The organism is Hymenobacter mucosus, from assembly GCF_900188255.1.
Classification (GTDB): Bacteria; Bacteroidota; Bacteroidia; order Cytophagales; family Hymenobacteraceae; genus Hymenobacter; species Hymenobacter mucosus.
This window is the reverse complement of the sequence record NZ_FZNS01000004.1, coordinates 296,745-323,119: the sequence shown is the minus strand read 5'-3', so window position 1 is coordinate 323,119 and position 26,375 is coordinate 296,745. Positions and strand designations below refer to the sequence as shown.

22 protein-coding genes, 1 tRNA gene and 2 pseudogenes are annotated in these 26,375 nt (G+C 55.5%); 11 read left to right on the top strand and 14 right to left on the bottom strand.

Annotated features, from left to right (window positions below; genetic code table 11):
- Window positions 1–25: 25 nt before the first annotated feature.
- On the bottom strand, window positions 26–775 hold the full coding sequence (locus CHB83_RS11330) for a LytR/AlgR family response regulator transcription factor (protein ID WP_089332699.1): 750 nt from the start codon (window positions 773–775) through the stop codon (window positions 26–28).
- On the bottom strand, window positions 753–1,814 hold the full coding sequence (locus tag CHB83_RS11325; protein ID WP_089332698.1) for a sensor histidine kinase: 1,062 nt from the start codon (window positions 1,812–1,814) through the stop codon (window positions 753–755). Before CHB83_RS11325 ends, CHB83_RS11330 begins: the two co-directional genes overlap by 23 nt.
- 1,446 nt (window positions 1,815–3,260) lie before the next feature.
- On the opposite strand from CHB83_RS11325, the gene CHB83_RS11320 reads away from it, so the two are divergent.
- From CHB83_RS11320 to CHB83_RS11305, 4 genes are all read left to right on the top strand, one after another.
- Window positions 3,261–4,547 carry a PcfJ domain-containing protein gene (locus CHB83_RS11320; RefSeq protein ID WP_089332697.1) on the top strand — a complete coding sequence of 429 codons (1,287 nt, stop codon included), beginning with the start codon at window positions 3,261–3,263 and terminating at the stop codon, window positions 4,545–4,547.
- 38 nt (window positions 4,548–4,585) lie between these two features.
- A complete protein-coding gene (locus tag CHB83_RS11315) occupies window positions 4,586–4,882 on the top strand; it encodes a hypothetical protein (RefSeq protein ID WP_089332696.1) in 297 nt (98 codons plus the stop codon).
- Window positions 4,883–5,040: 158 nt separating this feature from the next.
- Window positions 5,041–5,892 carry a TIGR02452 family protein gene (locus CHB83_RS11310; protein WP_089332695.1) on the top strand — a complete coding sequence of 284 codons (852 nt, stop codon included), beginning with the start codon at window positions 5,041–5,043 and terminating at the stop codon, window positions 5,890–5,892.
- A 1,180-nt stretch (window positions 5,893–7,072) separates the two neighbouring features.
- Window positions 7,073–8,473 (top strand): RtcB family protein, encoded by a 1,401-nt coding sequence (locus CHB83_RS11305; protein ID WP_089332694.1) that lies wholly within the window; start codon window positions 7,073–7,075, stop codon window positions 8,471–8,473.
- Between the two features lie 83 nt (window positions 8,474–8,556).
- Here the strand turns inward: CHB83_RS11305 and CHB83_RS23530 are convergent, their stop codons facing one another.
- Complete coding sequence (locus CHB83_RS23530; protein WP_143437118.1) at window positions 8,557–8,754, bottom strand: hypothetical protein; 198 nt, start codon at window positions 8,752–8,754, stop codon at window positions 8,557–8,559.
- 434 nt (window positions 8,755–9,188) lie between these two features.
- On the opposite strand from CHB83_RS23530, the gene CHB83_RS11300 reads away from it, so the two are divergent.
- Window positions 9,189–9,626 (top strand): OsmC family peroxiredoxin, encoded by a 438-nt coding sequence (locus tag CHB83_RS11300; RefSeq protein WP_089332693.1) that lies wholly within the window; start codon window positions 9,189–9,191, stop codon window positions 9,624–9,626.
- Here the strand turns inward: CHB83_RS11300 and CHB83_RS11295 are convergent.
- On the bottom strand, window positions 9,623–10,147 hold the full coding sequence (locus CHB83_RS11295) for an MOSC domain-containing protein (RefSeq protein WP_089332692.1): 525 nt from the start codon (window positions 10,145–10,147) through the stop codon (window positions 9,623–9,625). The two genes, CHB83_RS11300 and CHB83_RS11295, sit on opposite strands and share 4 nt — an antisense overlap.
- A 228-nt stretch (window positions 10,148–10,375) precedes the next feature.
- Here CHB83_RS11295 and CHB83_RS11290 point away from each other — a divergent pair, with 228 nt between their 5' ends.
- Both CHB83_RS11290 and CHB83_RS11285 read left to right on the top strand, forming a co-directional pair.
- Complete coding sequence (locus CHB83_RS11290) at window positions 10,376–11,020, top strand: Dps family protein (protein ID WP_082455634.1); 645 nt, start codon at window positions 10,376–10,378, stop codon at window positions 11,018–11,020.
- A 416-nt stretch (window positions 11,021–11,436) separates the two neighbouring features.
- Window positions 11,437–11,518: transfer RNA gene (locus CHB83_RS11285), tRNA-Leu, on the top strand.
- A gap of 67 nt (window positions 11,519–11,585) precedes the next feature.
- Here the strand turns inward: CHB83_RS11285 and CHB83_RS11280 are convergent.
- On the bottom strand, window positions 11,586–13,172 hold the full coding sequence (locus CHB83_RS11280; protein ID WP_089332691.1) for an NFACT RNA binding domain-containing protein: 1,587 nt from the start codon (window positions 13,170–13,172) through the stop codon (window positions 11,586–11,588).
- Window positions 13,173–13,358: 186 nt separating this feature from the next.
- Between CHB83_RS11280 and CHB83_RS11275 the strand changes: the two genes are divergently transcribed.
- Entirely contained in the window at window positions 13,359–13,826 is a 468-nt protein-coding gene (locus CHB83_RS11275) for a hypothetical protein (protein ID WP_089332690.1), read from the top strand.
- Between the two features lie 26 nt (window positions 13,827–13,852).
- Here CHB83_RS11275 and CHB83_RS11270 read toward each other — a convergent pair whose 3' ends face one another.
- From CHB83_RS11270 to CHB83_RS24385, 4 genes and pseudogenes are all read right to left on the bottom strand, one after another.
- On the bottom strand, window positions 13,853–14,620 hold the full coding sequence (locus tag CHB83_RS11270; RefSeq protein WP_045687292.1) for an MBL fold metallo-hydrolase: 768 nt from the start codon (window positions 14,618–14,620) through the stop codon (window positions 13,853–13,855).
- Between the two features lie 98 nt (window positions 14,621–14,718).
- Window positions 14,719–15,096, bottom strand: coding sequence for a response regulator (locus CHB83_RS11265; RefSeq protein ID WP_089332689.1), 378 nt, complete (start codon window positions 15,094–15,096; stop codon window positions 14,719–14,721).
- A 69-nt stretch (window positions 15,097–15,165) separates the two neighbouring features.
- A pseudogene (locus CHB83_RS11260) lies at window positions 15,166–17,913 on the bottom strand (PAS domain S-box protein); the annotation flags it as partial.
- A gap of 117 nt (window positions 17,914–18,030) precedes the next feature.
- A pseudogene (locus tag CHB83_RS24385) lies at window positions 18,031–19,233 on the bottom strand (PAS domain S-box protein); the annotation flags it as partial.
- A gap of 116 nt (window positions 19,234–19,349) precedes the next feature.
- On the opposite strand from CHB83_RS24385, the gene CHB83_RS11255 reads away from it, so the two are divergent.
- Together CHB83_RS11255 and miaA are read left to right on the top strand one after the other, a co-directional pair.
- The gene (locus CHB83_RS11255) at window positions 19,350–20,492 is read left to right on the top strand and encodes a glycosyltransferase (protein ID WP_052694959.1); all 1,143 of its coding nucleotides are present in this window, start codon (window positions 19,350–19,352) and stop codon (window positions 20,490–20,492) included.
- Window positions 20,489–21,394 carry a tRNA (adenosine(37)-N6)-dimethylallyltransferase MiaA gene (miaA, locus tag CHB83_RS11250; protein WP_089332688.1) on the top strand — a complete coding sequence of 302 codons (906 nt, stop codon included), beginning with the start codon at window positions 20,489–20,491 and terminating at the stop codon, window positions 21,392–21,394. Before CHB83_RS11255 ends, miaA begins: the two co-directional genes overlap by 4 nt.
- 118 nt (window positions 21,395–21,512) lie before the next feature.
- On the opposite strand, the gene CHB83_RS11245 is transcribed toward miaA, so the two are convergent.
- Window positions 21,513–22,154, bottom strand: a complete 642-nt coding sequence (locus CHB83_RS11245) for a hypothetical protein (protein ID WP_089332687.1) — start codon at window positions 22,152–22,154, stop codon at window positions 21,513–21,515.
- Window positions 22,155–22,277: 123 nt separating this feature from the next.
- Window positions 22,278–23,249, bottom strand: coding sequence for a 6-phosphofructokinase (pfkA, locus tag CHB83_RS11240; RefSeq protein WP_089332898.1), 972 nt, complete (start codon window positions 23,247–23,249; stop codon window positions 22,278–22,280).
- A 262-nt stretch (window positions 23,250–23,511) separates the two neighbouring features.
- On the opposite strand from pfkA, the gene CHB83_RS11235 reads away from it, so the two are divergent.
- Window positions 23,512–23,961, top strand: coding sequence for a tellurite resistance TerB family protein (locus CHB83_RS11235; protein ID WP_045687273.1), 450 nt, complete (start codon window positions 23,512–23,514; stop codon window positions 23,959–23,961).
- Between the two features lie 63 nt (window positions 23,962–24,024).
- On the opposite strand, the gene CHB83_RS11230 is transcribed toward CHB83_RS11235, so the two are convergent.
- From CHB83_RS11230 to CHB83_RS11220, 3 genes are all read right to left on the bottom strand, one after another.
- Window positions 24,025–25,221, bottom strand: a complete 1,197-nt coding sequence (locus tag CHB83_RS11230; RefSeq protein WP_089332686.1) for an aspartate aminotransferase family protein — start codon at window positions 25,219–25,221, stop codon at window positions 24,025–24,027.
- A 177-nt stretch (window positions 25,222–25,398) separates the two neighbouring features.
- Window positions 25,399–25,878: a hypothetical protein gene (locus tag CHB83_RS11225; protein WP_143437117.1), complete on the bottom strand. Its 480-nt coding sequence runs from the start codon at window positions 25,876–25,878 to the stop codon at window positions 25,399–25,401.
- Between the two features lie 35 nt (window positions 25,879–25,913).
- Entirely contained in the window at window positions 25,914–26,354 is a 441-nt protein-coding gene (locus CHB83_RS11220; protein ID WP_089332685.1) for a hypothetical protein, read from the bottom strand.
- Window positions 26,355–26,375: the final 21 nt, after the last annotated feature.

Sequence of the window (26,375 nt, the reverse complement as noted above, 5' to 3'; positions counted from 1 at the left end):
GGTAGCGCAGCACTGCACTGCTTGGCTAGTGCATGTTGCGTTCCTCAATGAGCTTGTGAAAGGCATCGGCGTAAGAGTCGCCAATGGGGATGATGGCCTCGCCCATATAAATGCGATTTTTGCGAATAGAGTCAATCCAGCTGAGCGCTACTATATAGGAGCGGTGCACGCGCACAAAGTCATGGCTTGGTAGCCGGTCCTCAAATGCTTTCAGGGAATTGAGGGTTAGAATGGGCTTGGCCCCGGCAAAGATTTTGATGTAATCTTTCAGTCCTTCCAGGTAGCGGATGTCGCGCAGGTTAATGCGTTGGGTGTGGTAGTCCGCTTTCACGAAGATAAAATCATCGGCGGGATGGGGGGCGGGCGCCACCGGAGCAGCCGGCGTGGGGGCAGGCGGTGCTACCTCGGCTCCACCACGCGGCGCAAGGCGGTCCTGTGCTTTTTGGGCCGCTTTCACGAATCGCTCGAAGGCAATGGGCTTTACTAAGTAGTCTACGGCATCCAGGTTATAACCTTCCAGCGCGTAGGCCTCATAAGCCGTGGTGAAGATAACGAGGGCCTCCGGACGCATGCTGCGCACGAACTCTACCCCCGTCAGGTCGGGCATCTGAATGTCGAGAAACAGCACATCTACCCGTTCTTTTTGCAGCACGGCCATTGCCTCCAGCGCGCTCCGGCAGGTGCCCACTAGCTCCAGGAAAGGCACACGCTCCACGTAATTTGTGAGTAGGCGCAGGGCCAAGGGTTCGTCGTCAACTAGCAGGCACCGCAGCATAGGCCATCGTTAGGGTTAAGTCTACAATAAATTCGTCGCTCGTCTGATGCAGCTGCAACTGATGCCGGTCAGGGTAAAGCAGGTTGAGGCGCTGGCGCACGTTGGGCAGTCCAATGCCCGAATTGGGGTCGTGGGTGGCGGTAGGCACTTCCGGGAAGCGGGAGTTGCGCACCGTAAATAATAGTGTATCGGCGCGCACGGTGAGGTGCACGGCAATGCGGGAAGGGTGTTGGAAGCTGATACCATGCTTAAACGCATTTTCCACGAACGGAATCAGCAGCATGGGTTCGATGAGGTTTCCATCCAAAGACCCATTCACTGTAAACTCAATGTCTACCTGGCTGGGGTCGAGGCGCAGGCGCTGCAGGTCCATGTAGTTGCGCAAGTACTCTACTTCCCGCATCAGAGGTACCCGCGCCGCATTCGACTCATACAGCATGTAGCGCATGAGTTGAGAAAGCTGCATAATGGCCTCCGGGGCATCATCTGATTTCAAATGCGCCAGCGAATAGATATTGTTGAGCGTGTTGAAGAGGAAGTGCGGGCTCACCTGCGACTTCAGAAACGCTAGTTCGGCCGAGAGGTGGTTGTTTTCCAATTCACGCTTGGCCCGCTCGGTTTCAAACAGCTCGCTAGTAATGCGTAGGCCGCTGCTGATAATCCACACCAGAATCCCAATCATCCACATTCCTTGGGGGGGGCGCGAATGGGGGACGCCGTTCGGCGGCCGTGGGGGGCGCTCGGGGCGGTTAAACGCGAGGCGGTGCAGCAGAAAGGGAGTGTACACTACCCCCAACAGCAGCAAGGCAATGGCGAAGTACGTTGCCATCTTGCGCCGGGTAAATAGGCGCGGAATCAGCACGTAGTAGTTCAAGTAGAAAAACCCCGCCAGCTCTATTGTTGGAAGCAAGTTAGTCAGCCGAAATGGGGGTGGGTTCGTGCTCAGCAGGCGGGGTATGCACGCCACCGCTACCCAGGTAGCCACGTGAATAATCACGCGTAAAATGCGCTGCCAGGTGGTTCTGTCCTTCTGTAACATGCACTAAATTCTAGGACTACTAGAAAGAGAAAAGAGGCAGGGCGCGTGGTTACCCTGCAAAACGGTGAGCTGAACTAGATGGCAAGATCGGCAAAAGGACCTGCCCGCGAAAAAATGGCTGCCGTAGCAACTACAGGATTCTTCGTGCGCAGGTTCTTCGGGTAGGACTACTTACCGTAGCGCGGGCTACTAGCCGCGGCCTGTGGGGCGGGGGCGGCCAGACTGCTCACCGGGCGGGCGGCGGTTGCGCATGCATTCTAGTTTGGTAGGGCTTGAATTGCTGCGGAGTCAGCACGCCTTTCAGCTTAGCATCGGTGCTGGCGTTCAAACTGCGCATGGTAAGTAAAAGGGAGATGAGAAGTATCTATGAGGCCCACCACTGGGAGCCACCGAATACAAACCTATTCTACCAGGTAGGGCTTGGAAAAAGTTATCGGCCAACGCGCTTGAAACGTCGACGTCAGACCGCATTCGTCTTCCCGTACCAGCCTTAGCCGAGGAACCAGCTCTATGGGTCCGCCAGTAGATGCTGCACGCAAGCGTACCAGCTGCCCGCCCTGGGTGGCTAGGCCTAGTTGCGGTGCGGCTATTCGGGAATAGGTGCAGTGGCACAAGAGAAACGGCCATAATTAAAAATGCTGCTCTCTTATCTATTTCTATTATTACGATGAGATTAAATTAAATAACATGCTAGAGGAAACTACGTGGTAGGGTGAGCAGTATAGAAGAGGTGTTAGAATTGAGAAATTAATGCGTGTTGAAAAAAATATTCAGAAAATTTTATAAATAATTTGGAAGGTCAAAAAACTCCTTTCATATTTGTCCCACTAAACAACACAAGCCATGCTAGACCACACTAACTTTTCAATTTGCCAATACGCGATGAAACCGTGGGTTTCTTCCGTGGTTCGGTATAGCTAAGTAGTAGCAGGCTTTTTCTCCTGAAACTTCCACGCCCCGAACCCCGCACGGTTCGGGGCGTTTGTTTTCAACTCCCTTACGCATCCCACGGTCATGCATTCGCACCTGAATAGCATCTTATTCCAGCTCCAAGACAAGCGGCGTATTCGCCGTGAGGAGGAGGGCTGTGACCGGAATTTTTCGTTGGACAATTCACGTAGATAATTCTTCGTGACCTATCCTGAAAAAGCCCGTCTCCGAAAACGAGTCGGGCTTTTTTATTATTCGTTATTCGAATAAAAATAAATTTATTCGTAGAGGGAAAACTATGCTATGTTAATTAATTATTATGCTTTGCACACATTTAAAATCGAGAAAAATGTACGACATGTTCCGTCTATCTACTTACAGTGCTGCCTATGCGCAGCCGCAGGATTTATTGCTAGCTAAAGCAACATCCGACAGTTATCAGCCCGCAGAATATAAGGCGGGCACTCCTTATCCTTCACTTCCCCGGCTGCCCGCAACGGGCGGGAGCCCTGTACTATGTCAAACCGAAATAAATCTCTTTGCTGGGAGGGAGAACACACACCCCGAAGTGCAGTCTCATTAGCCCAGCACGTCGACTGGCGCAAATGGTCCCAGGTTCGGCAGGTAGAATACCTGTTCAATCAGCCTACGCCGGCGGAGGTCTACAGCTTCTTTGGCCCGAACGCCAGCTTGTCGCAGCTATACGAAGCCTGCGCCGTCAACCAGCCAGCAGAAGCCCGACAACAAGCTTACCACATACTGGTAACCTTGGCCCAAAAACGCACGGAGCTACTAGGGCGCCCCGAAGTAGCTAAAGCCCTTGGCGCGCTGGTGGAGCACTACGCGTACCGCCGCCGGGACTTGGCTGAGTGGCAACCAAAATCTAAGAATGTGTACCGGCAGCTAGAAAGCCTGCTGCGTCACCTCTTCGATGAATATGGTGATGTGCCCGCCTGGGTGCTGAGCGCCTGGGTAGCTGGTAAACTGCAAGACAGTGACCTGAACATTCCGGCGCTGGCCGTACACCTGGGCAGTGGTCGTTCCCTGCGCAGCTTTAGCGGCCTCCCCGTGCTGCTCACCAAGAAACTGGAGCACGAAATGCGCCAAGCACCCGATGGGTGCAGCGTTTTGGAAGCATTACGCTACGCTCAGCTTGCCGCTCGTGGTGCCTTAGAGTGGTTTGGGCCGGTGCTGGAGTCGCGCTTGGGGCGGGAGCTACTGCCCGATGATAACTTCTGGCTGGGAGTAGTGGACTTTTTCACCGCAACGCCCCTTGTTGACCCCCACCACTTCGGCCCCGTCTGCGACTGGATTCACGCCAAGCGCACGGTAGGAGTGGGGCAGGAACCCGCCCAACCGAACTTCTCGCTCAAAGGTCGCTCCATGCATAGCGTGCTAGCCCAAACGGAGCGTTGGCACCGCGGCTTGGCCCGCTTGCGTCGCCACCAGAACACGGGGCCGGCCCTAACTACCACCTGGCCTGGGTTGCCCTTGCCCAACTTTAGGGGGGGCGACAAAGACCGAATTCGTATTACTCAGCTAACCACTTTCGGACAGCTAATAGACGAGGGAGAGGCGCTCAAGCACTGCGTAGCATCCTACCTGCACTCCTGCCTGCGAGGTCGTTGTGGCATCTTTTCCCTCACCATGGATGGCGTTCGAGCCATTACCCTGGAGGTAACACCGGAGCGGGTAGTGGTGCAAGCACGCGGCAAATATAACCGCCCCTTAGCCGACGACGAGCGGTTTTGGGTGAACCGCTGGCAGTCAGAAGCCCGGCTGATGCTGTCGAAGTACGTGTAACTAGCCTGCCATCCTCCTGCCCAAAACGAAATCCTGTTATGCGCTTCAATACTACTTCATCCATTCCGCAACCCAATACTGTAAACCACGCTGGCGCGGCGGCTTATATCCTCACGCCTGCCTTGGAGCTGTACACCGCAGTAGCCACGGCGGCTTTGCAAAATCAGTGGTATGAAACTGCCGATACCCATTTGTCGCGCTTGCGGGAGTTGGTTGCCCAAAACGACCCGCAGTTTGTGGCCCGCCTAGCCGTGTACGCCCGGGAGCAGCTCCACTTACGCTCGGTACCCCTGGTGCTGGCAGGGCGTGGCTCTGAGTGCCGGCTGGTCGGATAAAGTTTTTGATGTGCTGACCGCCCTGGAAAACGGTGGCGCTGCCCTCATGCACATTGAAGCAATTGATTTGTAACCCATATAAAGCGGCCCCGGAAGTGGCCTGAAACCAGAAAAGCTACTGCCACTTCCGGGCAACTGTCCTACCTACTAATCCCACCATGAACCGTGAAATACGCCAGCGCATTGCCCACAGCACCCTAGCGGCATTGGCGCAAGGTCTCTATGAAACTGCTGCTGGCCCGCCCGTGGTGCTAGCTGCAATTCAGCGTGCTGCCCAAACCGGCAGCTACCTCTACCGCCCCAATGATGTGCCTTCCTTGCTGCAAGAGCTTGATGGGGCGGCAACCACCCGCCCGGCGGAAGTGCGCGTGTACCAGGCTACTACCCTAGAAGCAGCGGCAGCCCTGAGCAAGGAATATGGGCGCGTGGGCTGCCTGAACTTTGCCTCGGCCCGCAACCCTGGCGGAGGCTTTTTGGGGGGAAGTCAGGCCCAGGAAGAAAGCCTGGCTCGGTCGTCGGGTTTGTATCCCTGTCTGACCCAGTTCCCGGAGATGTACACATACAATGCCCGCCCCGATAGCACTGGTCTCTACAGCGACTACCTCGTGTACTCGCCCGGAGTGCCCGTTTTCCGGGGCGAAGCGGGAGAGTGGCTGCCCCAGCCCTTTCTGCTCGACATCATTACGGCGCCAGCCGTAAACGCCGGGGCACTACGCCGGAACTCCCCGCACCTGCTACCTCAACTAGTGCCCGTGATGCGTCATCGGTTGCGGTTGGTGCTGGCTACGGCCGCCCGCCATGGTATAGAGGCCTTGGTATTAGGCGCCTGGGGATGCGGAGTCTTCGCCAATGACCCCGTTCAAGTGGCCGAACTGTTTGCCGAGGCGTTGGCCGAACCAACCATTCGTGGCCGTTTCCGCCGCCTCGACTTCGCCATCTTCGACCCGAAGCCGCCCCACGGGGTGCTACAGGCTTTCCAGGATGCCCTAGCCTCCGCGCTGGTGGTATAGGTGACCTGAACGCCTAAGTAGTAAGAGAAAACTACCTCTACCGTAACTAAAAAGCATTTTTTGCGTCTTTACAACTCAATACCATGACTAATTTTTCGTTGTAGACTTTGGGAAGGCGGCTGACCCCTACTGGCAGCCGTCGGCCGGAACGGCCTACCGCCGGGGCAATTGAGCTCCGGCAGCCGTTCCAACCCCAGCTGACTCACCTGATTCGGTGCCGTAGGTAGGCGCTACTTCGCTTGGTTGAAGAAAAACACGTGTTTTTCCTAGGGTTCAATTCCCCAGCTACAGCCTTTGCTGTGGCTGATACGCCCACCGCCCGTTGCCCCATCAAGGTGAGTTCAGCTGGAAATACTACGCTGCCGGGTGTCGTCGCTACGCGTTCCTTCGTGTTGTACGTTTGAATCGTATCAGTCTGCCCCTTTCATGAATGTGGTAGCATACCAGGTGGTGGTTACCGCTAGCATATGTTGCCTTGGCAAGGAGTGTTTCCTACGTACTTCCATAGAATCAAGTGTCGTAGCAGGGTAGCATTTCGGTTCTAGTCCTAGATAGGTTGCGGTTTGAGCCCCGCCCGGCTGCTACGGCGGCTGGTGGCGAAATGGATAGTTGCGCTAACTACTATACCCTTTGTTTTTACCCTGATTATCGTGATTTCTGCGTGGGTGTCGTAGGCAGGCCCTACTTCGCACGTTATGCCCAGGTCGTGGGTTCGAGTCCCACTGGTGGCTGCTTCGGTGGCTACCATAGCTCAGGTAGTAGAGCAGGATTGGCCCGGCGCTTGTTGCCCCACGCAGTTTGTCTTTTTCTAATGGGTGCCGTAGCACTGCCATACTTCGTCAGATACCGTGGGGTCGTGGGTTCGAGTCCTACCTGCCTTAGGGCAGTAGATCAGGCGGTTAGAGCACACAGGAGGCTGTGCGTGTGTTGCCCCGTTAGATAAAGAGTTTCAAGAGTTGAAAGCGGAAAGAGTGGTCGAGAGCTGCTATGCTTCGTCTGAAAAGCCCACGTGGCAGCCTGTCTGGTATCGCTCCGTTTTCTTGTTTCGCCTGCTTTGGATGCCGTCGGCCCGCGCTCCTTCGATTTTGGTTCGCTGGGTGCGTAGCTGCACCGCTTGCGCGGGGCACTTATTGCTCCAAAGTCGTGCGCAACCCCACTATTAACGTCAAAAACCATCTTTATGGCCAATCAATTACGCGGCAACGACCTTCGTCAATTGGGTTTCCCAGAAGGCCGTGCCATTGGACTTGCGCTAGCGCAATTGCAGCGCAAGCACCTCAAAAAAATGTCTCAAACCGACCAGCTTGCGCTTTTGCAAAGCCTGCTGGCCGATCCATCCAATTTCCTTACTCACCTCGACTGGAGCCATACGGCCGCGGCCTTACTACCGCCACCTAGTCGGCACATTGCCTTGGCGGAGCGCAAGCCCTACGCTGTCTTTGGCCCCGAGTACATTGACCAAGGCGCCATCCACCAAATGGAAACGGCCATGAAGCTACCCGTGACGGTAGCCGGGGCCCTGATGCCCGACGCCCACCACGGCTACGGCTTGCCCATTGGCGGCGTACTAGCCACCGACAACGCTGTTATTCCTTATGCCGTGGGCGTAGACATTGGGTGCCGAATGGCTTTATCCGTGTTTGCATTGCCGCCTAAGCACTTAGAGCAGCGGATAGCAGAATTGCGCAAGCTCTTGCTCGACAATACCCGTTTTGGCAACCGCCAAGGTTTTCAGCGTGGCCAGAAGCTAGACCACGCGGTGCTAGAACGCGCCGAGTTTCAGGATATCGGCTTTCTGCGCAACAAGCAGGTAACCGCCGCCGAGCAGATTGGCACCTCCGGCTCGGGCAACCACTTCGTAGAATGGGGTATTGTAGATATCCTAGACCCTCAAAATGAGCTTGGTGTTCCTGTGGGGCAGTACGTTGGACTGCTTTCGCACTCCGGCTCCCGAGGGCTTGGTGCTAGCGTGGCCAACCATTATACCAAGCTGGCCAAGGATGTGTGTCAACTACCCGCCGAAGCGCAGCACCTGGCGTGGCTTTCGCTGGAAAGCGAAGCTGGCCAAGAGTACTGGGCCGCCATGAACTTAGCCGGTGACTACGCCTCGGCCTGCCACCACCAAATTCACCAGCGCTTAGCCAAAGCCTTGGGTGAGCGGCCCCTGGCAAAAGTGGAAAACCACCATAATTTCGCCTGGAAAGAACGCTTAGCCGATGGTCGGGAGGTAGTAGTGCACCGGAAGGGCGCTACTCCGGCGGGGGCGGGGATTCTTGGTATCATTCCCGGCTCCATGACGGCTCCCGGCTTTATTGTGCGCGGGCGTGGGGAGGCTACGTCGCTAGCCTCGGCTTCACACGGAGCGGGCCGCGCCATGTCGCGCACCCGGGCCAAGCAGGAACTGGGCGAAGCGGAGGTGCGGCGCTACTTGCAGGAGCACCGCATAGAGCTCATTGGTGGGGGCGTGGATGAGGCCCCTCAGGCATACAAAGACATCCACGCTGTGATGCAGAGCCAGACTAACCTAGTCGATGTACTCGGCACGTTTACGCCTCGCATTGTGCGTATGGATGGTGCGTAGCAGCGCATTTAACGAGCAGAAAAAAGGGACGGTGAAGTGCGAGGCTTCACCGTCCCTTTTTTCTGCTCGTTAGCTTCGTCGTCCTATGGTCGGTGTCGTCGGTGCCGTAAAAAAGGATTTGCAAACGTATTGTAAGCATCAGATGAGCACCCCACGGCCGTGCGAGACGTGCGCTTGTGGTGCATAGCCAAGCCAAAAGCAGGCAGGGTGAGTAGTCCTCCGGAAAGCAACAGAAGTGCTACCGTAGTAGCCGGCAAAGCCGATGTGGGTTTAGGCTCCATACAAATCAGAATTTAGGCTAAAAACACTGTTAGTGGGTCCTGGGTCGGTGCAAGCCGCAGGGTAAGCGAGATAGGTATAATTGCGCATGTCACGTCCTGTTGACTGCCGATACAGAATGCTAGTAAAGGAGCACAGCAGGACGCTTTACTTTGTGCTTACGAAATTAGAAAAGTGAACGGTTCGAATAGAAGTGCAAAAAATGAAGATTTAGTTACTGCATCAAGTAAGTTGCTAGATAGTAAGTAGTTGTGGTGAGGTTTTGTTGGGCAGCCTTACCTGCACACAGATAAGGGGTGGAGGTTATTAAGGAAAGGCCATCTGGAGTGGTAGATAATGTAAATAAAAAGTGTGCTATTTGTAGTGAGTACCCGCTTTTGAACATTGTTCCTAAGCGTAGTGTTTTCAACTGAACAATACACTATACTTTTGTCCTATGTCTATAAAGCGCACGGCCATTGCTCGTTGGGAAGGAAAAGGCACGGATGGACACGGCGTGTTAACCACACCTAGTACAGTTCTTACTGATACTTCCTACTCGTACGCTACCCGCTTTGCCGATGGTATTGGAACTAACCCAGAAGAGCTTATTGCTGCCGCTCATGCAGGGTGCCTAGCCATGAAAATGGCCTTCAACCTGCAGGTAGCTGGCTACGCGGCCAGCCATATTATTACCAGTTGCGAAATTGTACTGCATGAAGGCCTCATTGCACAATCCAACCTTAAATTGGAAGCCGTTGTGCCTGGTTTAGATGCCAGTACGTTTGAGAATTTGGTCGCCGATGCTCAGCAAAACTGCCCGGTTTCAAAGCTGCTGAATACAGCTATCAAGTGCGAAGCTACTCTACTTGCTAAGCCAGAGGTAGCAGATTAATCTTCTGAGGGTAGCGCCCGTATTGTGTCTCCCACGCGAATAATGCCCCCCTGTACTATTCTGGCGGTTAAGCCACCGTGTCCGCGCATGGCGTTATAGCCACCTGGGCCTAGTTCTTCCTCCATGCGTGAGCAGGGATGACACTCACCCGTAATATCCAGTACCACCTCATCGCCAATAGCAATACGGCGGTTTTTGAGGGCCAATAAATTTACGCCGCTAACTACCAAGTTGCGGCGCAAGCGCCCTGGGTCTACGGGGTCCGCAAAACCCATAAAACTAGCTACCGCCGCCAAGTATTCATGTTGTAGCAAGGTTATTTGCCGTTTGCCACCCGCTTTTACACGGGCATGGTCGCCCACCAAGTTGCGGTCGGTAGCCACGGTAGCCTCTGCCACTGAAACCAGCGGTTCCCGTCGTGCCGGACGTAGCCCAATCCATTCCAAGCGGCCCGTCTGGGGCAGTGTGCTCAGTAGCCGGGCCACGGTAGATTTATCGTCGCCGAAAAAAGGGAAAGGCATAGTTGTAGAGAAGAGAGGTGAGAACTATGACAGCAATAACGGGATTCTGCGGGTGCGGTTAGCTGCCGCGCTGCCCAGCGCCCCCTAGTAACATACTAGCCACTGGCGCACCAGTACTAGTGAGTGCAACAATACAAGCTAACCTGAGCCGGTATTGTACGTATGAAATGCCAGGCAACTACTTCCGGTAGTGCCCTTACCTGCTACATACACCTCCTCTTTCCTGTTATGGCTAAGACCACCGCCAAAACCGCTCCGGCCGCTACCAAAGCGCCTAAACAAGCTTCTGAAGAAAAGTCTGCTGTTAGCGTTCAGCCCATCATGAACCAGCAGTTTGATGCTCCTGCTCCCTTGCAGAAATATGGCACTGTGTCGCAGCGCCTGCCCATCGGGCTGGATGCTGATACCCGCCAGAAAAGCGTGGAAATGCTAAACCAGCTACTAGCTGACACGTGCTCCATCCGCGACATGTACAAAAAGCACCACTGGCAGGTAGTAGGCCCCACCTTCTACCAACTGCACCTGCTCTTCGACAAGCACTATGAAGAACAGGACGCCCTGATTGACATGATTGCCGAGCGCATTCAGATCCTGGGTGGTGTGGCCCTAGCCATGGCAGCCGATATTGCCGAAACTACCATCATTCCCCGTCCACCCCGCGACCGGGAGGAGGCGCCCGTACAGGTATCGCGCCTATTGGAAGCCCACCAAATTATCCTGAAAAACTGCCACGATTACGCCAAGAAGGCGGACGATGCCGGCGACGACGGCACCAACGACCTCGTAGTGAGCAATGTGATGCGCACAAACGAACTGCAAGTATGGTTCGTGTCGGAGCACGTGGTGGATACCCCGCTAGCCCGCGCCGAGTAAGCAATCCAGGCTATACAAAACACAAAACGGCCTTTCCTCACTAGGAAAGGCCGTTTTGTGTTTTGTGCAAGTACGATAACCCCGCGGCACTTATTCGGCAGGCTATAATAGTAGCAAGCAGCAGTTCACTTAGTCGTTTGGCATGAGTTAGCTCAGAAAAGGCGCGATGAGTAGAAGAAAGCACATCCGTTGAAAAATATTTTCACTTCTATTAAGCCAGCACAGATTGCCTGGTAGGCTGATACTGAGCCGGAAACAGATTGTGGTGCCGCGCAGACGGGCAGGAGAGGAGAAAAAATACCTGCTGCTACTTGCGTAGCACCTAGTAGCCCCCTACTTTTGTCCTCGATTCGCCGCCTCAGTGAATCCGAAAGCCTTGGTTTTCGCTTGAATAGAAAGAGTGCTTGCCGTCATCTGCGCACGTGGTGAAACTGGTAGACACGCCATCTTGAGGGGGTGGTGCCTTCGGGTGTGGGAGTTCGAATCTCCCCGCGCGCACTCTAAGCAAAACAGCCGGCTTCCTACGTAGGAAGCCGGCTGTTTTGCTTAGCTACCCAAGCTAGGGCTAGCCATTCTTCTCGAAGGGGTTGTTTGGAACCACTAATACCACATTTTCCCGTTCCACTACTACTTGGCCCGCAATGGCGCCCTTAGGCTTGCGCACAAATTTCTTGGGCGTGTAGGTAACTGGGCAGAGTGAATCGTTTTTGCGGCGCGAATACCAGGCGGCTAACTGAGCCGCGCGTTCCAACACGGGTGCGGGTACGGCTTGCCCAGCCCGGTGCCGAATGACCACATGGGAGCCCGTAACATCCTTGGCGTGCAGCCACAGGTCATCTTTGTGGGCGTAGCGTTGAGTGAGCAGGTCGTTGTTTTGAGCGTTGCGGCCTACCAGAATAGTGAAGCCACTATCCTCAAACACCTTAAAAGGCAACTCTTGCGCGGCTTTTGCAGTCGTAACTGGGTCAAGGGCGTGCTGCTTACGCCACTGCCGGAGCGCGCGCAATTCGGGGGGGAGTTCGGCTAGTTCCTCTAGCCGCTCCAAGCACCAGAAGGCTTCTGCTTCGCGCCGTTCAGCTCGGGCCGCGAGTTCGGTAGTTTCTATTTGCTGATTTTTCGCCTTCCGATACAGGTTCTGGGCTGTGCGCTGCGGGGTTTCCGTGGCCTTCAGCTTAATAATGCGTGGTTGGCTGTCCTGGTAAAAATCTACTACCTCTACTTGGGTAGCCCCGGCCGGAATTTGGGTCAGGTGGGCCATGATTAGGTCTGCTGTTTGGCGGTAGCCCACCGTGTTTTCCAGCGCGTGCAAACGGCGACGAGCCATTTGAGCACTGATTGCCGCTTCGTCGGCCCGTTTTTCTAGCGTCTGACGCAGTTGGCGCAGTTCCAACTCATAAGCCTTCCTACCCAGCAGCAGTGGCACAAACCGACGTAGGGCCCCGATTGGGTCCGTAGCGGGAAGCGTAGCCTCCACTTCCCCCACGGGTAGGAGTGTCAGGCGAGTTCGGCCATCTAGCTTTGTAATATAGAATGCCTCGGGCTTCTCTAATTGGGCTATTACATTGTGTATAAGGCGCCGCTTCACCTCCTCGGGAGCGGGGTCGTAGCCGTGGGCGCGTAAGTAGCGGAGCGGTATGTCGCCAAGAGCAGGGTAGGCTTTGAGCGGATCAGGTGCAGGTGGTGTGGCAGCAGTGCCAGATGCATGGGCTATCTGCTCTGCTGGCAAGGCGTGCAGTTCGGCATCGGCGGTATAGCGCTGGTGAAACAGCTCGGCCGGAGCTTCGGGCGTGAGCCGAAATACAGCATTAGGCCGGGTACTATACAGCTTCAGCAGCAGCGTAGCGCCGCTTTGAAACCGAAATTGCAGTACCCTGTCCTGGGGGAAAGGATCAACCTGGGCTACTTCCTGACCCATCAGGTCTGGGAGCAGATCTACGGAGTTTTGCCGGGCCCGGTGAAACGATTCTGGCAGCACTAGCATAGGCATTGCCGCCGATAAGTGCATTTTCAGCCAAAACTCAGCTGCACCGTTCGTCAGGCCAACTACCAGTTCATCTTTTTCCTGCGAGAAACACGTGACGACTCGGTAGCCAACTAGGTGGTGTGTAAGGGCTGGTGCTAGTTGCCGCAGAAAGTAATAGTTGGTATGCATGCGTGATAAATCAAGACTAGCCTGCTCTGTGAAAAGCAAACAAAGGGAAAGGATAAAAGTAGCACGTACGGGCAACTGCCATGTTCAGTCAGAAGGGCCTAGTGTACGGCTGCCGTATGCAACCTTTTCGCTATGCAGCATCCTCTCCAACACAGCCTCCTATTGGTAAGATGTCAGCCGCGTGCTATGAAGAAGTATATACTACTGCCACTCCTGGGTTTAAGCCTGATAACCTGTAAGAAAGGGGAGGAGGAACCTCGCATACCCGAAACCGTGACGGCGGCCTTCGACCAGGACGTAGATTTGCGCTACCGCCAGCAGGCACTAGTACCCACCGCAAATCAGCCAGAGCTAACGGTGCAGCTGACCGATTTGAGCTACAGTTTTTGCCCAAAGAATGTGCGCTGTTTCATAGCCGATTTCGTGTGGCCCACTGTAAAGATTACTGACGCGCAAGGCCAAGTTCAGGAGCTACGCCAACTAGGCAAAGTTGTGCATACCTACAACCCGGCGTGGACTGATACGGCCAGTGTGCGGGCCAACGGCCGCCGCTACGTTGTGCAGTACACGCGCTACAACTTAGACCAGTATTCTCGGGAGGAGCCCCAGAAGGAAGATATTACGGTCACTATCCGCATCACAAAGCCTAACTAGTACGGAAGCAACAACCCGTTTATAGGCTATAACGAAATCCGTAGCCCATCATACGCCAGCCGAATAAAGCTGGGCAGCTCAGCTTCTACTTCCCGGTGGCGGCCTAGCTGATGGCTAATGTGCGTAAGGTACGCCCGGGAAGGCGCTAAGTCTTCGAGGATAGCAACAGCTTCTGCCAGCGTGAAGTGCGAAATATGCTCCTCGTGTCGCAATGCGTTCAACACAATCACTTCGGAGCCACGCATGCGTTCCAGCGCCTCGGGCGAAAGGTAGTTGGCATCCGTTACGTAGCAGAAATTCTCCACGCGGAAGCCCAGGACGGGTAGCTTATAGTGGAGTGCCCGAATGGGCTGAAACTCTACTCCTTCAACCCAGAAGCTACTATCGTCGCTTATGATAGGGTGAACCTCGACCTGCGGAACGCCAGGGTACTTGTGCTCCGCGAAGATGTAGGAGTACTCACGCCGAAGTTGATCAAGCACGCGTGGTTCGGCGTGCACCGGCATATCCTGCTGCTGGCGGAAGTTGTACGCACGAATATCATCAAGCCCTCCCGTATGATCTTTATGCTCATGCGTGAACACCAGCGCATCTAAATGATCAATTTGCTCGCGCAATGCCTGCTGGCGGAAATCAGGTCCAGAATCGATGATGATGCTTTTGCCTTGTACCTGCAAATGCACCGACACGCGCAGGCGCTTGTCGCGGTAATCTACTGAGCGGCACACCGCGCAAGAGCACCCTATCACGGGCACCCCCTGCGAGGTGCCCGTACCGAGGAAGGTAATATCCATGTTCAGAAGGTAGAGCTGAGCAGCGAAAAGTGAGGTATACAATACGTGGGTACTAGGGGAGAAAGCTCACCGCTCACTTCTCATATCCAGCTTCTGGCTTAGCCTACGTACTGTTTTACTACCCGCACCAAGGCGTCAAAATCCAGAGGTTTAGGTAAGTAGTCCGTAACACCCGCCTCGCGGAATTGCTCCATGGAATAGTTGTTGGCATTGCCCGTAATAGCAATTACCGGAATCTGAGCGATGCGTGGGTCCGAGTGGCGACGAATTTCACGGGTGCATTCCATTCCGTCTTTCACCGGAATGTTGATGTCCATTAGAACACAGTCAATTGGTTGTCCTTCAACTTGTTTCAGGACCTCGCCGCCGTTCTTTGCCGATACAATCCGGTACTTTTGTCCTTCGAGAATTTTTTTGGTTAGGTTCAGGATAACGGAGCTATCCTCCGCAATCAGGATCGTTTTAGGATCAGCCATAGTAGCAGGTAATTAGGGTTGGATTGTGAGAAGGGAGTACAGGACAAGCAAGTTCTTTACCTACGCAAATCAAGGCGCTTGAGTGACACCCGGATATTCGGCGGCAAATTGTGCAAAATAACGCAGCAAGGTTTGGAAATCCTGGGTTATCCCTTCAAAACGGCCATTCTTCAGATCATGTTCCAAGTTTTTAGCGCACTCCGCCAGTGAGTTAATGCCCAAAGTAAAGCCAGTGCCTTTTAGTTGGTGAAGGTGAGGCAAGATCTGCTGATACTGCCCGTCGTTCACTAATACGGCAGCTTCATCGAGGAGCTGGCCGGCTTCCTGCTCGAAATCCTGGTAGAGTTGGGCCGCAAACTCGCCGCCGCCCAACTGGCGCAATTGTTCCAGAATGGCCAAGTCAATGCCCTCGGGCGCAGGTGGTGCTGGGGCCTCTAGGGGCTCCTGGGCGGGGCTGTCGTCGGCAATATCTACGGGAGTAGTAGCCAGCAGTACGCTACTGCGGCCCGTAGTCCAGCGCCGGAGCACCGTATACAGGTCCTGGCTTTTCACTGGCTTCGACACGTAGTCGTCCATGCCTTGTTGCACAAACCGCTCGGCGTCCTCCTTCATGGAGTAGGCCGTCATGGCTACAACCGGCGGACATTGGTCTCCTAAGCGCTGCCGAATTTCACGCATGGCCGTTACGCCATCCATTTCCGGCATCTGGATGTCCATGAAGATCAATTCGTAGCGGTTCTGGTGGGTAGCCTTGCTGATGGCTTCAAAGCCGTCGTGAGCCACATCCACGTCGCAGCCCAGCTTATCCAGTAGTCGAGATGCCACTTGCTGGTTGATAGGATTGTCATCGACGAGCAGTACGCGCGGCGCAGTATCGAAGCGAACTACCTCCTGGGCTTTTTCCCGGGCCGTGAGGCGCTCCTGCACAATTTCCTCCTCGTTGTAGGCTACCTGGCAGCACATGGTAAACCAGAACGTGGAGCCCTGCCCTACGTTTGAGGTTACGCCAATTTCGCCTCCCAGCAGCTCGGCTAGCTGTTTGCTGATGGCTAACCCCAGGCCCGTACCCCCGAAGGCTTTCGTGGGCGTGGTATCCAGCTGGGTGAAGTTGGTGAACAGGAGCTTCTCGTTTTCCTCCGAGATGCCTATACCCGAGTCTGAGACGGCAAAGCGCAGGGTATGCTCTGAGCCAGTTACTGCCACCGAAGAAACCTGAATGCTCACCGAGCCCTGGGCCGTAAACTTAATGGCGTTAGACGTGAGGTTGCTCAGAATCTGTAGCAAGCGTGTTTCATCGGTAATGATGAAGCGCGGCGTATTCGGAGCAATGTGGTAGGTGAAGTGCAGCTCTTTCTGGTTGGCCCGATTAGCAAACAAAGAGTGAATTTTGTCGAGGGTATAGTGCAAGTCGATGCCCGCCTCGCTGAGTTGCAGCTTGCCCGCCTGAATTTTGGAAAGGTCCAGAATGTCGTTCAAAATGGCCAGCAGCGCATCCGACGATTTACGCAGGGTGTCAACGTATTCTTCCTGCTCCTCCGATGCTACCGTCTGGTGCAGCAGGTCAATCATGCCAATGATGCCATTCATCGGCGTGCGCAATTCGTGGCTCATGTTGGCCAGGAATTGCGTTTTGGCGTGCAGGGCTGCTTCAGCTTCATCTTTGGCGGCCCGCAGGTCGTCCTGCATCTTTTTCAGCTCGGTGATGTCGCGCCCGATGCCTTCGGTACCGCCGCCGTTTTTCACATGCCGGGCATTTACCAGCACACTTACCGCGTGCCCGTCTTTGTGGCGCATGGCTAGCTCAAAGTTGCGTGCCTCCCGGGTATTTTGTAAGCTCTCCAGCAAAGCGTTCAGCTCATGCGGGTAGAGGTAGTAGTCGGTAATGGCGGTGCCCGTAATTTCGTCGGGCTCGTAGCCTAGCATTTCCTGTACCGACGGGCTCACCAAGGTTAGCAGGCCCTTTTCATCGGTGCGGTAGTACACATCCTGGAACGACTCAAAGATAGCCCGGAACTTCTCTTCTTGCGCCGCCAGCTCCAGCTGGGAGCGTTTCTTATCGGTCACGTCGTGCGCAATGCCCGATATTTCCTCGAATGAGCCATCGTCGAGGTAAATGGGGTTAAGATAAATCTCGCGCCAGCTATCCTGGCCCCGCGCGTCGCGCAGGCGCACCTCAAAGCGTTGCGGATGACCCTGGAAGGCCCGCCGGTAGTTTTCTACGAAAGCATCGCGCGCTTCTTTCTCCATCAAGGCCAAGTCGGCCTGCCAGAGGTTGATGTTGAGGGCAGGGTATACCCCGTTGCGGCGCAGGAAATAGGCCGCGTAATTGCGGTTGAAGGATGATAAGCGGGAGTGAGTATCTACGGACCACATCAAGTGGGAGCCACTCTCGAAAATTGCGTTCAGACGGGCGTTTTGCTTTTGAATCTGAACTTCATTGCGCTTACGCTCAATGGCCAAGGCCACCTGGTTCGAGATAAAGTGCAGAATCTCAATATCGGCTGCCGCGTAGGCATCGGCCTTTTGGTAGTCCTGCACGGCAATTACGCCAATGATCCGTTCGCCAATGCTCAAGGGTGAGCACAGCATTACTTCTGGCATTAGTCCATACGCCGTGATGGTGCCACTGCTAATGAGGTCCTGCAGCTCTTGGCGCAGTAGAAACTGCGGCCGCCCGGTCCGGATAATATATTCTGATACCCCCGACGAAAACGGGCGGGCCATCATCGGCTGGTCGCTTTGGCTGTTTTGGTCTACGTAATACGCAAACTGCAGCTGGGTGCGGGCTTCATCGCAGAGGGCGATGTAGAAGTTGTTGGTTTCAATAATCTTGCTCAGCTCCCGATGAATGGCCCCGTACAGGGAATGCAAATCTTTGGAGCTGATAGCCAGGTTGGCAATGCTGTAGTAAACTTTCTGCAGGCGCTCGGCCTTGATGCGGTCCGTAATGTCGTGCAGAATGGCGCGCGTGCTCACGGGCTCGTCGTCTTGCCAGGAGCAGGAGATGGAGCCAATGAGGTGAACTGGCTTGCCGGTTTTAGTGAGAAACACCGTTTCCAGCTTATTCACTTTCTCGCCCTTGTACAGGTTGCGCAGTTGGTAGAGAAGCTTGGCCTTGTAGTAGGGGTGCACCACATCGGATAGGGTAAGGTGGGGCAGATCCTCGTCCTCGTACCCTAGCTTTTCCTTCCACGCCTTATTCACGAACAGGAAGCGGTTATCAATGCTCAGGTTCTGAATGAGGTCGTGGGCATTGTCGAGAAAGTCTTGGAGCCGGTTCCGGTTGTCGGTGAGGGCGCGGGCCGTCACGTGGCGGTCCGTTAGGTCGCGGCCTACCACGAATATACCCGTAATGGCCCCGTCGAAGTTGCGCATGAACTCGGCGTGCCAGTGCACCAAGCGGTGCTGCCCCGACTTTGTAAGTAAAGCCCGCTCGTAGAAGTCATGCAGATGGTTGTCCTCAATGGCCCGGCGGTAGGTCATGCGCTGGGACTGCACCTCCAGGGGCGAGGCAAATAGCTCGTGGTAGCTTTGCCCTACCACTTCCTCGCGGCGGTACTCCGTGAAATCCAGGAAGTACTCGTTGACATCTTGAATCACGCCTTCCCGGTCCATGAGCACGTAGCTCATGTTAGTGCGCGAGAGCAGGTCCCGAATCTGCGTTTGGGTACGCTCCACCATGCCTTGCAGCATCGGCTCTTCGTGCTTGCGCTGGCCGCGGGTTACGTCGCGTAAGGTAAGCTGCACGCGCGTGCCAACGGGGGTATCTACCCGGTGCAGGGTCACCCACCCATGCAGCGGGGTGCGGTCCACGCGCTGGCCGTTCCACCAGCGGGAGTACCCTTCCCCGGTGCGTGCCGTGTGCAGTACCGCCTCGCGCAGCTGGGTTTCTGACTCCCAGTGTTCGGGCCATTCCTTTTCGGAGGGTACTGTGAAGGACATGAGCCCCGAGGCCAGTAGCATCTCCCGGGAGATGCCCAACAGCTTTAGGGCTGTTTGGTTACATTCAATAAGGGCACCATGTTCATCATATAACAACTGGGCATCGTAGGCCTGATCAAAAAAAGCGCGGAATAGATCAGGGCCAGCCGCCGCGGGTGGCGTTGATTCTGGCGTGAGATGAGGACGAATAGACATTCTCGGTAGAAGAAGGGCTGACTACGGGCTCCCAAGTAGTGGGAAGGCAGTCTGCACACGTTTTACTTCCTAAATTTGAAGAAAATATCCCAGACCCCGTTGTCTGTTGTGTCCTCATGCCGCCCCGCCTCGTCTTCACCGTCACTACCGACCTCAACTACGACCAGCGGATGCAGCGCATTTGTGGCTCCCTTGCGGCTGCCGGCTACGCCGTATTGCTGATAGGGCGGGAGTGGCCCACCTCACGTCCGCTCACGGCGCAGCCCTACCAGCAACATCGTCTGCGGTGCTGGAATACCCGGGGGAAATTATTTTACCTGGAGTACAACCTGCGGCTGCTGCTATTTCTGTTGCGCAAGAGGGCATCTGCCTGGTGCGCTATCGATTTGGATACGGCCCTGCCGGTGTGGCTGCGCGCCCGTTTGGGCGGGCAGCCGTTTGTGTACGATGCCCACGAGCTATTTACAGAGGTACCCGAGGTAGTCGCCCGTCCTGCCGTGCAGCGCCTCTGGCGACGAGTAGAAGCCTTTGTGGTGCCTCGTGCCCACCTCGCCTATACAGTAGGCCCGGCGCTGGCCCACGTATTTGCGCAGCGCTACGGCTGTCCCTTTCACGTGATTCGCAATATCAGCCGTTTGGAGCCACATGCGGAGGAGCCTACCGAAGGCTACATCCTGTACCAAGGCGCTCTGAATGCCGGCCGGGGCATGGAAGTGCTGTTGGATGCTATGCCCCACGTGCACGGGCGCTTAGTAGTATGCGGGGAGGGCGACTTATCCGGGGCGTTGCGGGCGCAGGCCGAACGGCTGGGCTTGCTAGCCAGTGGGCAGGTAGAATTTCGTGGCTTTGTGCTGCCACTCGAGCTTAGGGCCATTACACGCCGGGCCGCGGTAGGCGTCATGCTACTCGAAAATCAAGGACTGAGCTACTATTACTCCCTAGCCAACAAGTTCTTCGATTATTTACACGCCGGTATTCCGCAAGTAGTAGTGGACTTTCCTGAGTACCGCGCCCTCAACGACCAGTATGAGGTAGCAGAGCTGGTAGCTGCCCCGCTTAGCTCAGCGGCAGTGGCGGCGGCTCTCAACCGCCTTTTGCCCGGTGGTAATGTGGCCCGGTATCAGCAGCTTCGCCGAAACTGCCGCCACGCCCGGCAAGCACTGAACTGGCAGAGTGAAGAAGCTCGCCTGCTCGCCCTGTACGCCACCCTGCCAGGGTGTGCTCTACCCGTTTCTGTTCCTGTTGCTGCTTCCCTATGAAGTTAATTTCCGACCTGATTGCTACTACTGAGCCCACGCTACTCGTTGTTACGGGCCCCACTGCGGTAGGCAAAACCGACCTGTGCGTACGCTTGGCTCAACACCTGCACACCGAAGTCGTGTCGGCCGACTCACGGCAGTTCTTTCGGGAACTAACCATTGGTACGGCCAAACCCACGCTCGCCGAAATGCAAGGCGTGCCGCATCATTTTATTGACTCGCATAGCATTCGGGAGGAATATAACGCAGGCCGCTTTGAGCAAGATGTCTTGGCTTTACTGGCCGAGTTGTTCCAGCGGCATCAGGTGGTGCTCCTTACGGGCGGCTCGGGGCTGTACCTGCAAGCCGTTACGGAAGGGTTCGACGACCTGCCTGCGGCTCCGCCCGCCGTGCGTGAGCAGTTGCAGCAAGAACTAATGGCACAAGGGCTACATGTGCTATCACAAGAGCTCGAGCGGCTTGACCCCGTCACGTACGCCCGCATCGACCGCCAGAACCCGCAGCGGGTTCTGCGGGCCCTGGAAATCACGCGTGCCACGGGGCAGCCTTTTAGCTCCTTCCACGGCACCCGCAAAACAACCGAGCGGCCTTTTCGCATCGTCAAAATAGCCCTGACCCGGGAGCGGGAAGAACTTTACCAGCGCATTGATCAGCGCATGGACCAGATGCTGGCGGCTGGCCTGGAGGATGAAGCCCGGCGCCTATATCCGTTTCGCCACCATAATGCCCTCCAAACAGTAGGCTACCAGGAGCTATTTAGCTATTTCGAGGGCCAGTACGATTACAATGAGGCAGTGCGCTTACTCAAGCGCAATTCTCGGCGCTATGCCAAGCGCCAACTCACCTGGCTCCGCCGGGACCCCGCCTACCAGTGGTTTCACCCGGACGAAGTGAAGTGGTAAGGTATGGGGTACTAGCACCGCCATAAGTAGCGCAATAATGCCAAAAAGCCCCGCTTCCGGACAAGGGAGGCGGGGCTTGGAATAAGTAGTCATATTTGACCAGAGACTGCGCGCTTAGCTAAAACCGGCGGCCCACTTTCAGTTGAAGGGTAGCCAGGGAGTTACCAAAGGTGTCATTTTGAAATGAAGCCTTGCCGCCGGCCAGCCAGTTGCGAGAAGCCCCGAGTGCTACATCGAGGTTAAGAGAAAACATATAGCCCGCGTGCAAGCCCTGTTCGTGGTCGAGGGTAAGCGTTTTGACGCCCGTAGTGAAGTCAAGGCGTGTTGCCGGAGCGCCGTAGCGGTTGGAGTAGCCCACATAGCCGCCGCCACCTAGCGCAAACAACACCTGTTTGTCGTTGCCGAAGGGGTAGACGTACACTTCCTGCTCTAGATTCACGGCCTCGTACGACATGGCGTAGGGCACTGTCACGCCGATACCCGCTACTACATCTGGGTTAAACACGGTGCTGTAAGATTCGCGGCTGCCTCCGATAAAAGCGAGCCGGGTGCCCGTGCCCAAGTGCCGGCCCAGTAGCGGTGCGTACTCTAGGTGGGCTTTCAGGGCCATATAATCACCAGTACCTACGCCTGCTGACCCAACCCCCAAGTGCCAGCTGGCGCGAGTAGCGGGGGCTTCGGTGGCAGACTGCGCTAGTACGGGAAGGGCGAGGGGAGCCAGCAGCGCGGAAAAAAGGATTCTTTGATACAAGTGTTTCATAATAAGGCTATCAAGACGGACTAAGGGATTATAAAGATGGCTTTCGGAGGGCTATAATAGCAAAAGAGGCGACAATTACCACTTGGGTAAGTTGCCGCCTCTTTTGTTGAGCTTGCGTAAAAGCTACACACTCAAGATTTCAACCATGCGCATGAAGCTTTGGTTGATCATTTTCTTTTTATGAATAGTGTCGGCGAAGGGGGTATAAACCAGCTTGCGGTCTACGATACCGGCCATCACGTTGCGCATGCCGTTCATCAAACCTTCTACCGCGGCAATACCGATTTGCGAGGCTAGCATCCGGTCGGAGGCGGAAGGGGAGCCCCCGCGCTGGATGTGGCCAATGATGGTTACGCGGGTATCGAGCTGCGGAATAGCGGCCTTTACCTGCTGGGCCACGGCGTGTACATTGCCTTCTTCCTCACCTTCTGCTATGACTACTAGGAAAGAGGTTTTAGACCGTTCCCAGCTGGTTTTCAGGTTCGCAATTACCGCCTCCGTTGACATTTGCGTTTCCGGGATCATCACGATTTCGGCCCCGCCGCCAATAGCGCACGGAATGGCAATGTAGCCCGAGTCGCGGCCCATCACTTCCACGAAGAAGCACCGGTCGTGGGAATCAGCCGTATCCCGAATTTTGTCGATAGCCTCTAGGGCGGTGTTTACGGCCGTGTCGTAGCCAATGGTATAATCGGTGCCGTAGAGGTCATTGTCGATGGTCCCAGGGGCGCCCACCGTGGGAATACCAAATTCCTGCTCGAAGATGGTAGCACCCGTAAACGTACCGTTGCCACCAATAGCTACCAGGCCATCAATGCCGTGGTTGACGAGCTGATCGAAGGCTTCCTGTCGGCCTTCCTTGGTGAGAAACTTCTGGCTGCGAGCAGATTTAAGAATGGTGCCGCCCTTCTGAATCGTGTTGGCCACAGATGCAGAATCTAGCTTCACAAACTCGCCCTTGATCATGCCGCTGTAGCCGCGCATGATGCCATATACTTCGATGCCGTGGTAAACGGCCGTACGTACTACTGCCCGGATGCAGGCATTCATGCCTGGGGCGTCGCCTCCGCTGGTGAAAACCGCTATTCGTTTCATCATAACTCTCAGTACTCAAACAAAAGCCCGAAGGCCGGAGCCGGCAAAGGTGGCAAATCCTACGGGAAAGTAAAGCCTTCTAGTGATGTAATCTCAAAATGAAGCACCCAAACAGCCTTTTTTTTCCCAACCTCGTAAACAGAGCTGTTGCAACTGCGTGCTCTTTCCGGTATATTACCCACCTGCCTTTTGGGTAATTCTCTAACCCGGCGGCACGCGCTCCACACTCCTCCAACCCACCGTCTACTTAAGCCCCGCCAGTATGTTTGGTTTTTTTGAAAACGAGCAGACCAAGAAAGTCAAAAGCCACCTCATCAACCTAGCAGCACTGGCCAAAGCCGATGGTCATATTGACGAACGGGAAATGAACTTCATTGTAGCCGTAGGAAAGAAAAATGGCATGCGTGCCGATGAGGTGCGCACCATAGTGGGCAACGCTGGGCGAGTAGCAATGGTGCTCCCCGAAAACGACTCGGAGCGCTTCGACCAGATATTCGACCTTGTGGACATGATGCTGGCCGATGGCGTAGTAGACGACCACGAAATGGATTTCTGCATTGATATGGCCGAAAAACTCGGCTTCCGCAAAGCCATTGTAGGTGTACTCGTCCGCAAGATCTCTATGGGCGTGAAAGACGGCCTGCCTCGTGAACAAATCAAGGAGGAAACCCAAGCTTTTCTAAACTACAACGACTTGCAAGGTAAACAGTAAACACTGCTACAAGCAAGCCACTACGGGCCGCCTGCACTACTGTGCGAGGCGGCCCGTGGTATTTTAGTGCCCTGCTGTTTCTTCTACAGCGCGCAGCAGTGCCGCACAGGCTGCATCAATTTGCTCGTCGGTGATGGTGAGGGGCGGAGCAATCCGCAAGGAGTTGTCGCAGAACAGAAACCAGTCGGTTAGCAGGTGCTCATGCCACAGGGCCCGGTCGATGATGGGCTTAAGCACGTCGAAAGAGTCGAACTCCACGGCTAGTAGCAGGCCACAGCCCCGCACGTCGCGAATGGCCGGGTGCACAAGCTGCCGCCGGAAGCGCGCCCCTTTCTCGGCCACGCCGGCCAGCAAGTTTTCCTCTTGAATGACGCGTAGCGTAGCCAGCGCCGCCGCGCAGGATACCGGATGCCCCCCAAACGTGGTGCAATGGCCAAGAATGGGATTGGTTTTAAATCCGGCCATGATTTCCTGAGATGAGATAAAGGCCCCGATGGGCATACCGCCGCCCATGCCCTTGGCCGTAAGCAGAATATCAGGTTCAATGCCAAACTGCTGGAAAGCCCAGAAAGTACCGGTTCGGCCAAAGCCGCACTGAATTTCATCGAGGATGAGCAGGGCGCCTACTTCCGTGCAGCGTTGGCGTAGGGCGGGTAGGTAGCCCGGGGCCGGCACCCGCACGCCCGCTTCGCCCTGCACAGTTTCAATCACTACGGCGGCTGTGTGCTCATCAATCAGCTCTAGGTCCTCGAAATTGTTGTGCCGGAAGTGGCGTACATCGGGGAGCAAGGGCCGGAAGGCGTTTTTGAAACCCTCGGAACCTGTAATGCTAAGGGCCCCGTGCGTAGAGCCGTGGTAGGCATTGAAGCTGGATAGCAAGCCCGTGCGGCCCGTGTGGCGCTTCGCCAGCTTGAGGGCCCCTTCCACCGCTTCGGCACCCGAGTTTGTGAAATATACATTGTCGAGGTGGCTCGGTAGGGTTTCGTGCAGGGCTTGGGCAAGCCGGGCAGGGGGGGCCTGCACTACCTCACCATAAACCATCAGGTGCAGGTACTTGTCTAGCTGATCCTGAATAGCGGCTAGCACCCGGGGGTGACGGTGCCCCACGTTGCTCACGCCAATACCCGAAATCAAATCGAGGTAGCGGTGGCCCTCCGGACTGTACATGTACACGCCCTCGGCGCGCTCAATCTCAAGCAGAAGGGGAAAATCGGAAGTCTGGGCCTGATGGCGCAGGAAAAGCTGGCGGGGCGTAAGCATACTAGGCAAAACAAATTCGGGCCGCAAAAGTACGCCGGAAGGGCCGCCAAATTTTCACTAGCGCATGTACGCCTGCGAGAAGGCCATAAAAAAGCGGCTGGTTTACCAGCCGCTTTTTTATAGTAGCATAATACTCAATTGACTGACGCACATCGAGTAATGTGTGCGCCGAATGGATTAATTGTTTGGTTGGTCTGTGGCGTGGGAACCGCGTGGCCCGCGCCGGTCGGCAACGCGCTTGATGACTTCACGAGTGAAATCTCGCTCGGCCGTGTACAGCTTTCCTACCTGCCGGATGCTGAGCAACTTCTGAAACCGCTCGAAATACTCCTTTTCCAGCTTCACCTCCTGTTGGCGCAGGTCCATGGCCTGGGTTAAGTTGTCCTTGATTTGCTGGTCGGTGAGGGCATCGGGGTTGGTAGAACGCAGCAGGCGCATGCGGCGGTTGATGTCGCGGCGCTTGTTGGTGAAGTCATTGTAAACGGGCCAGAATTTCTGAGCCTGGTCCTGGGTAAGCGAAATCTTATCGGTGATGTAGGCAATCTTGGCGTTTTCCAACTGATTCAGCCGGGCCTGCCGATCGGCTTGGGCAAAAGAAGCAGCCGGTACTACCGCTAGCAGCATAAGCACCAGTAGACTACGAAGAAGATGATTCATAAGAAGAAGGGCAACATGGGAAGTAAACATACACCCTAGAGGTAGGTATCCTCCAAAGGCTGAGCATCTAGCACATCCTGCACTTCGCTAGGCGAAGCTTGCAGGTACGTTTCAGGAAGGGGCTGGGCCGTGGCTGGTAGCTCTGCCAGGTCAGTGAGCGTCACGCGTTGGTCGCTGGCTAGGAGGTAGTCTACCAGCTCTTGTTGGGGCACCGAGGCTAAACTATCGGCTGGTGGGGTGGGGGGATGCTGAATAAGGACATAGGTAGTAGCAAACCCACCTAGCAGTACCAGTGATGCCAGTGCCGTACGCAAGGGTGCGGGTAGCAACCCAAGCCAGCGCACCGGGCTGTTCACCTCGCTAGTCACGCGCTCCATCACCCGCGAGGGGAGTTGCTCGAAGTAGCGGTCTGGCGGGGAAGCCAGCGGAGGCTGCGAGCGGCGCGGGTGTTTGTCCAAACGAAAGGGAGTATTCATACTGCTTAGAAGTGGTCGAAG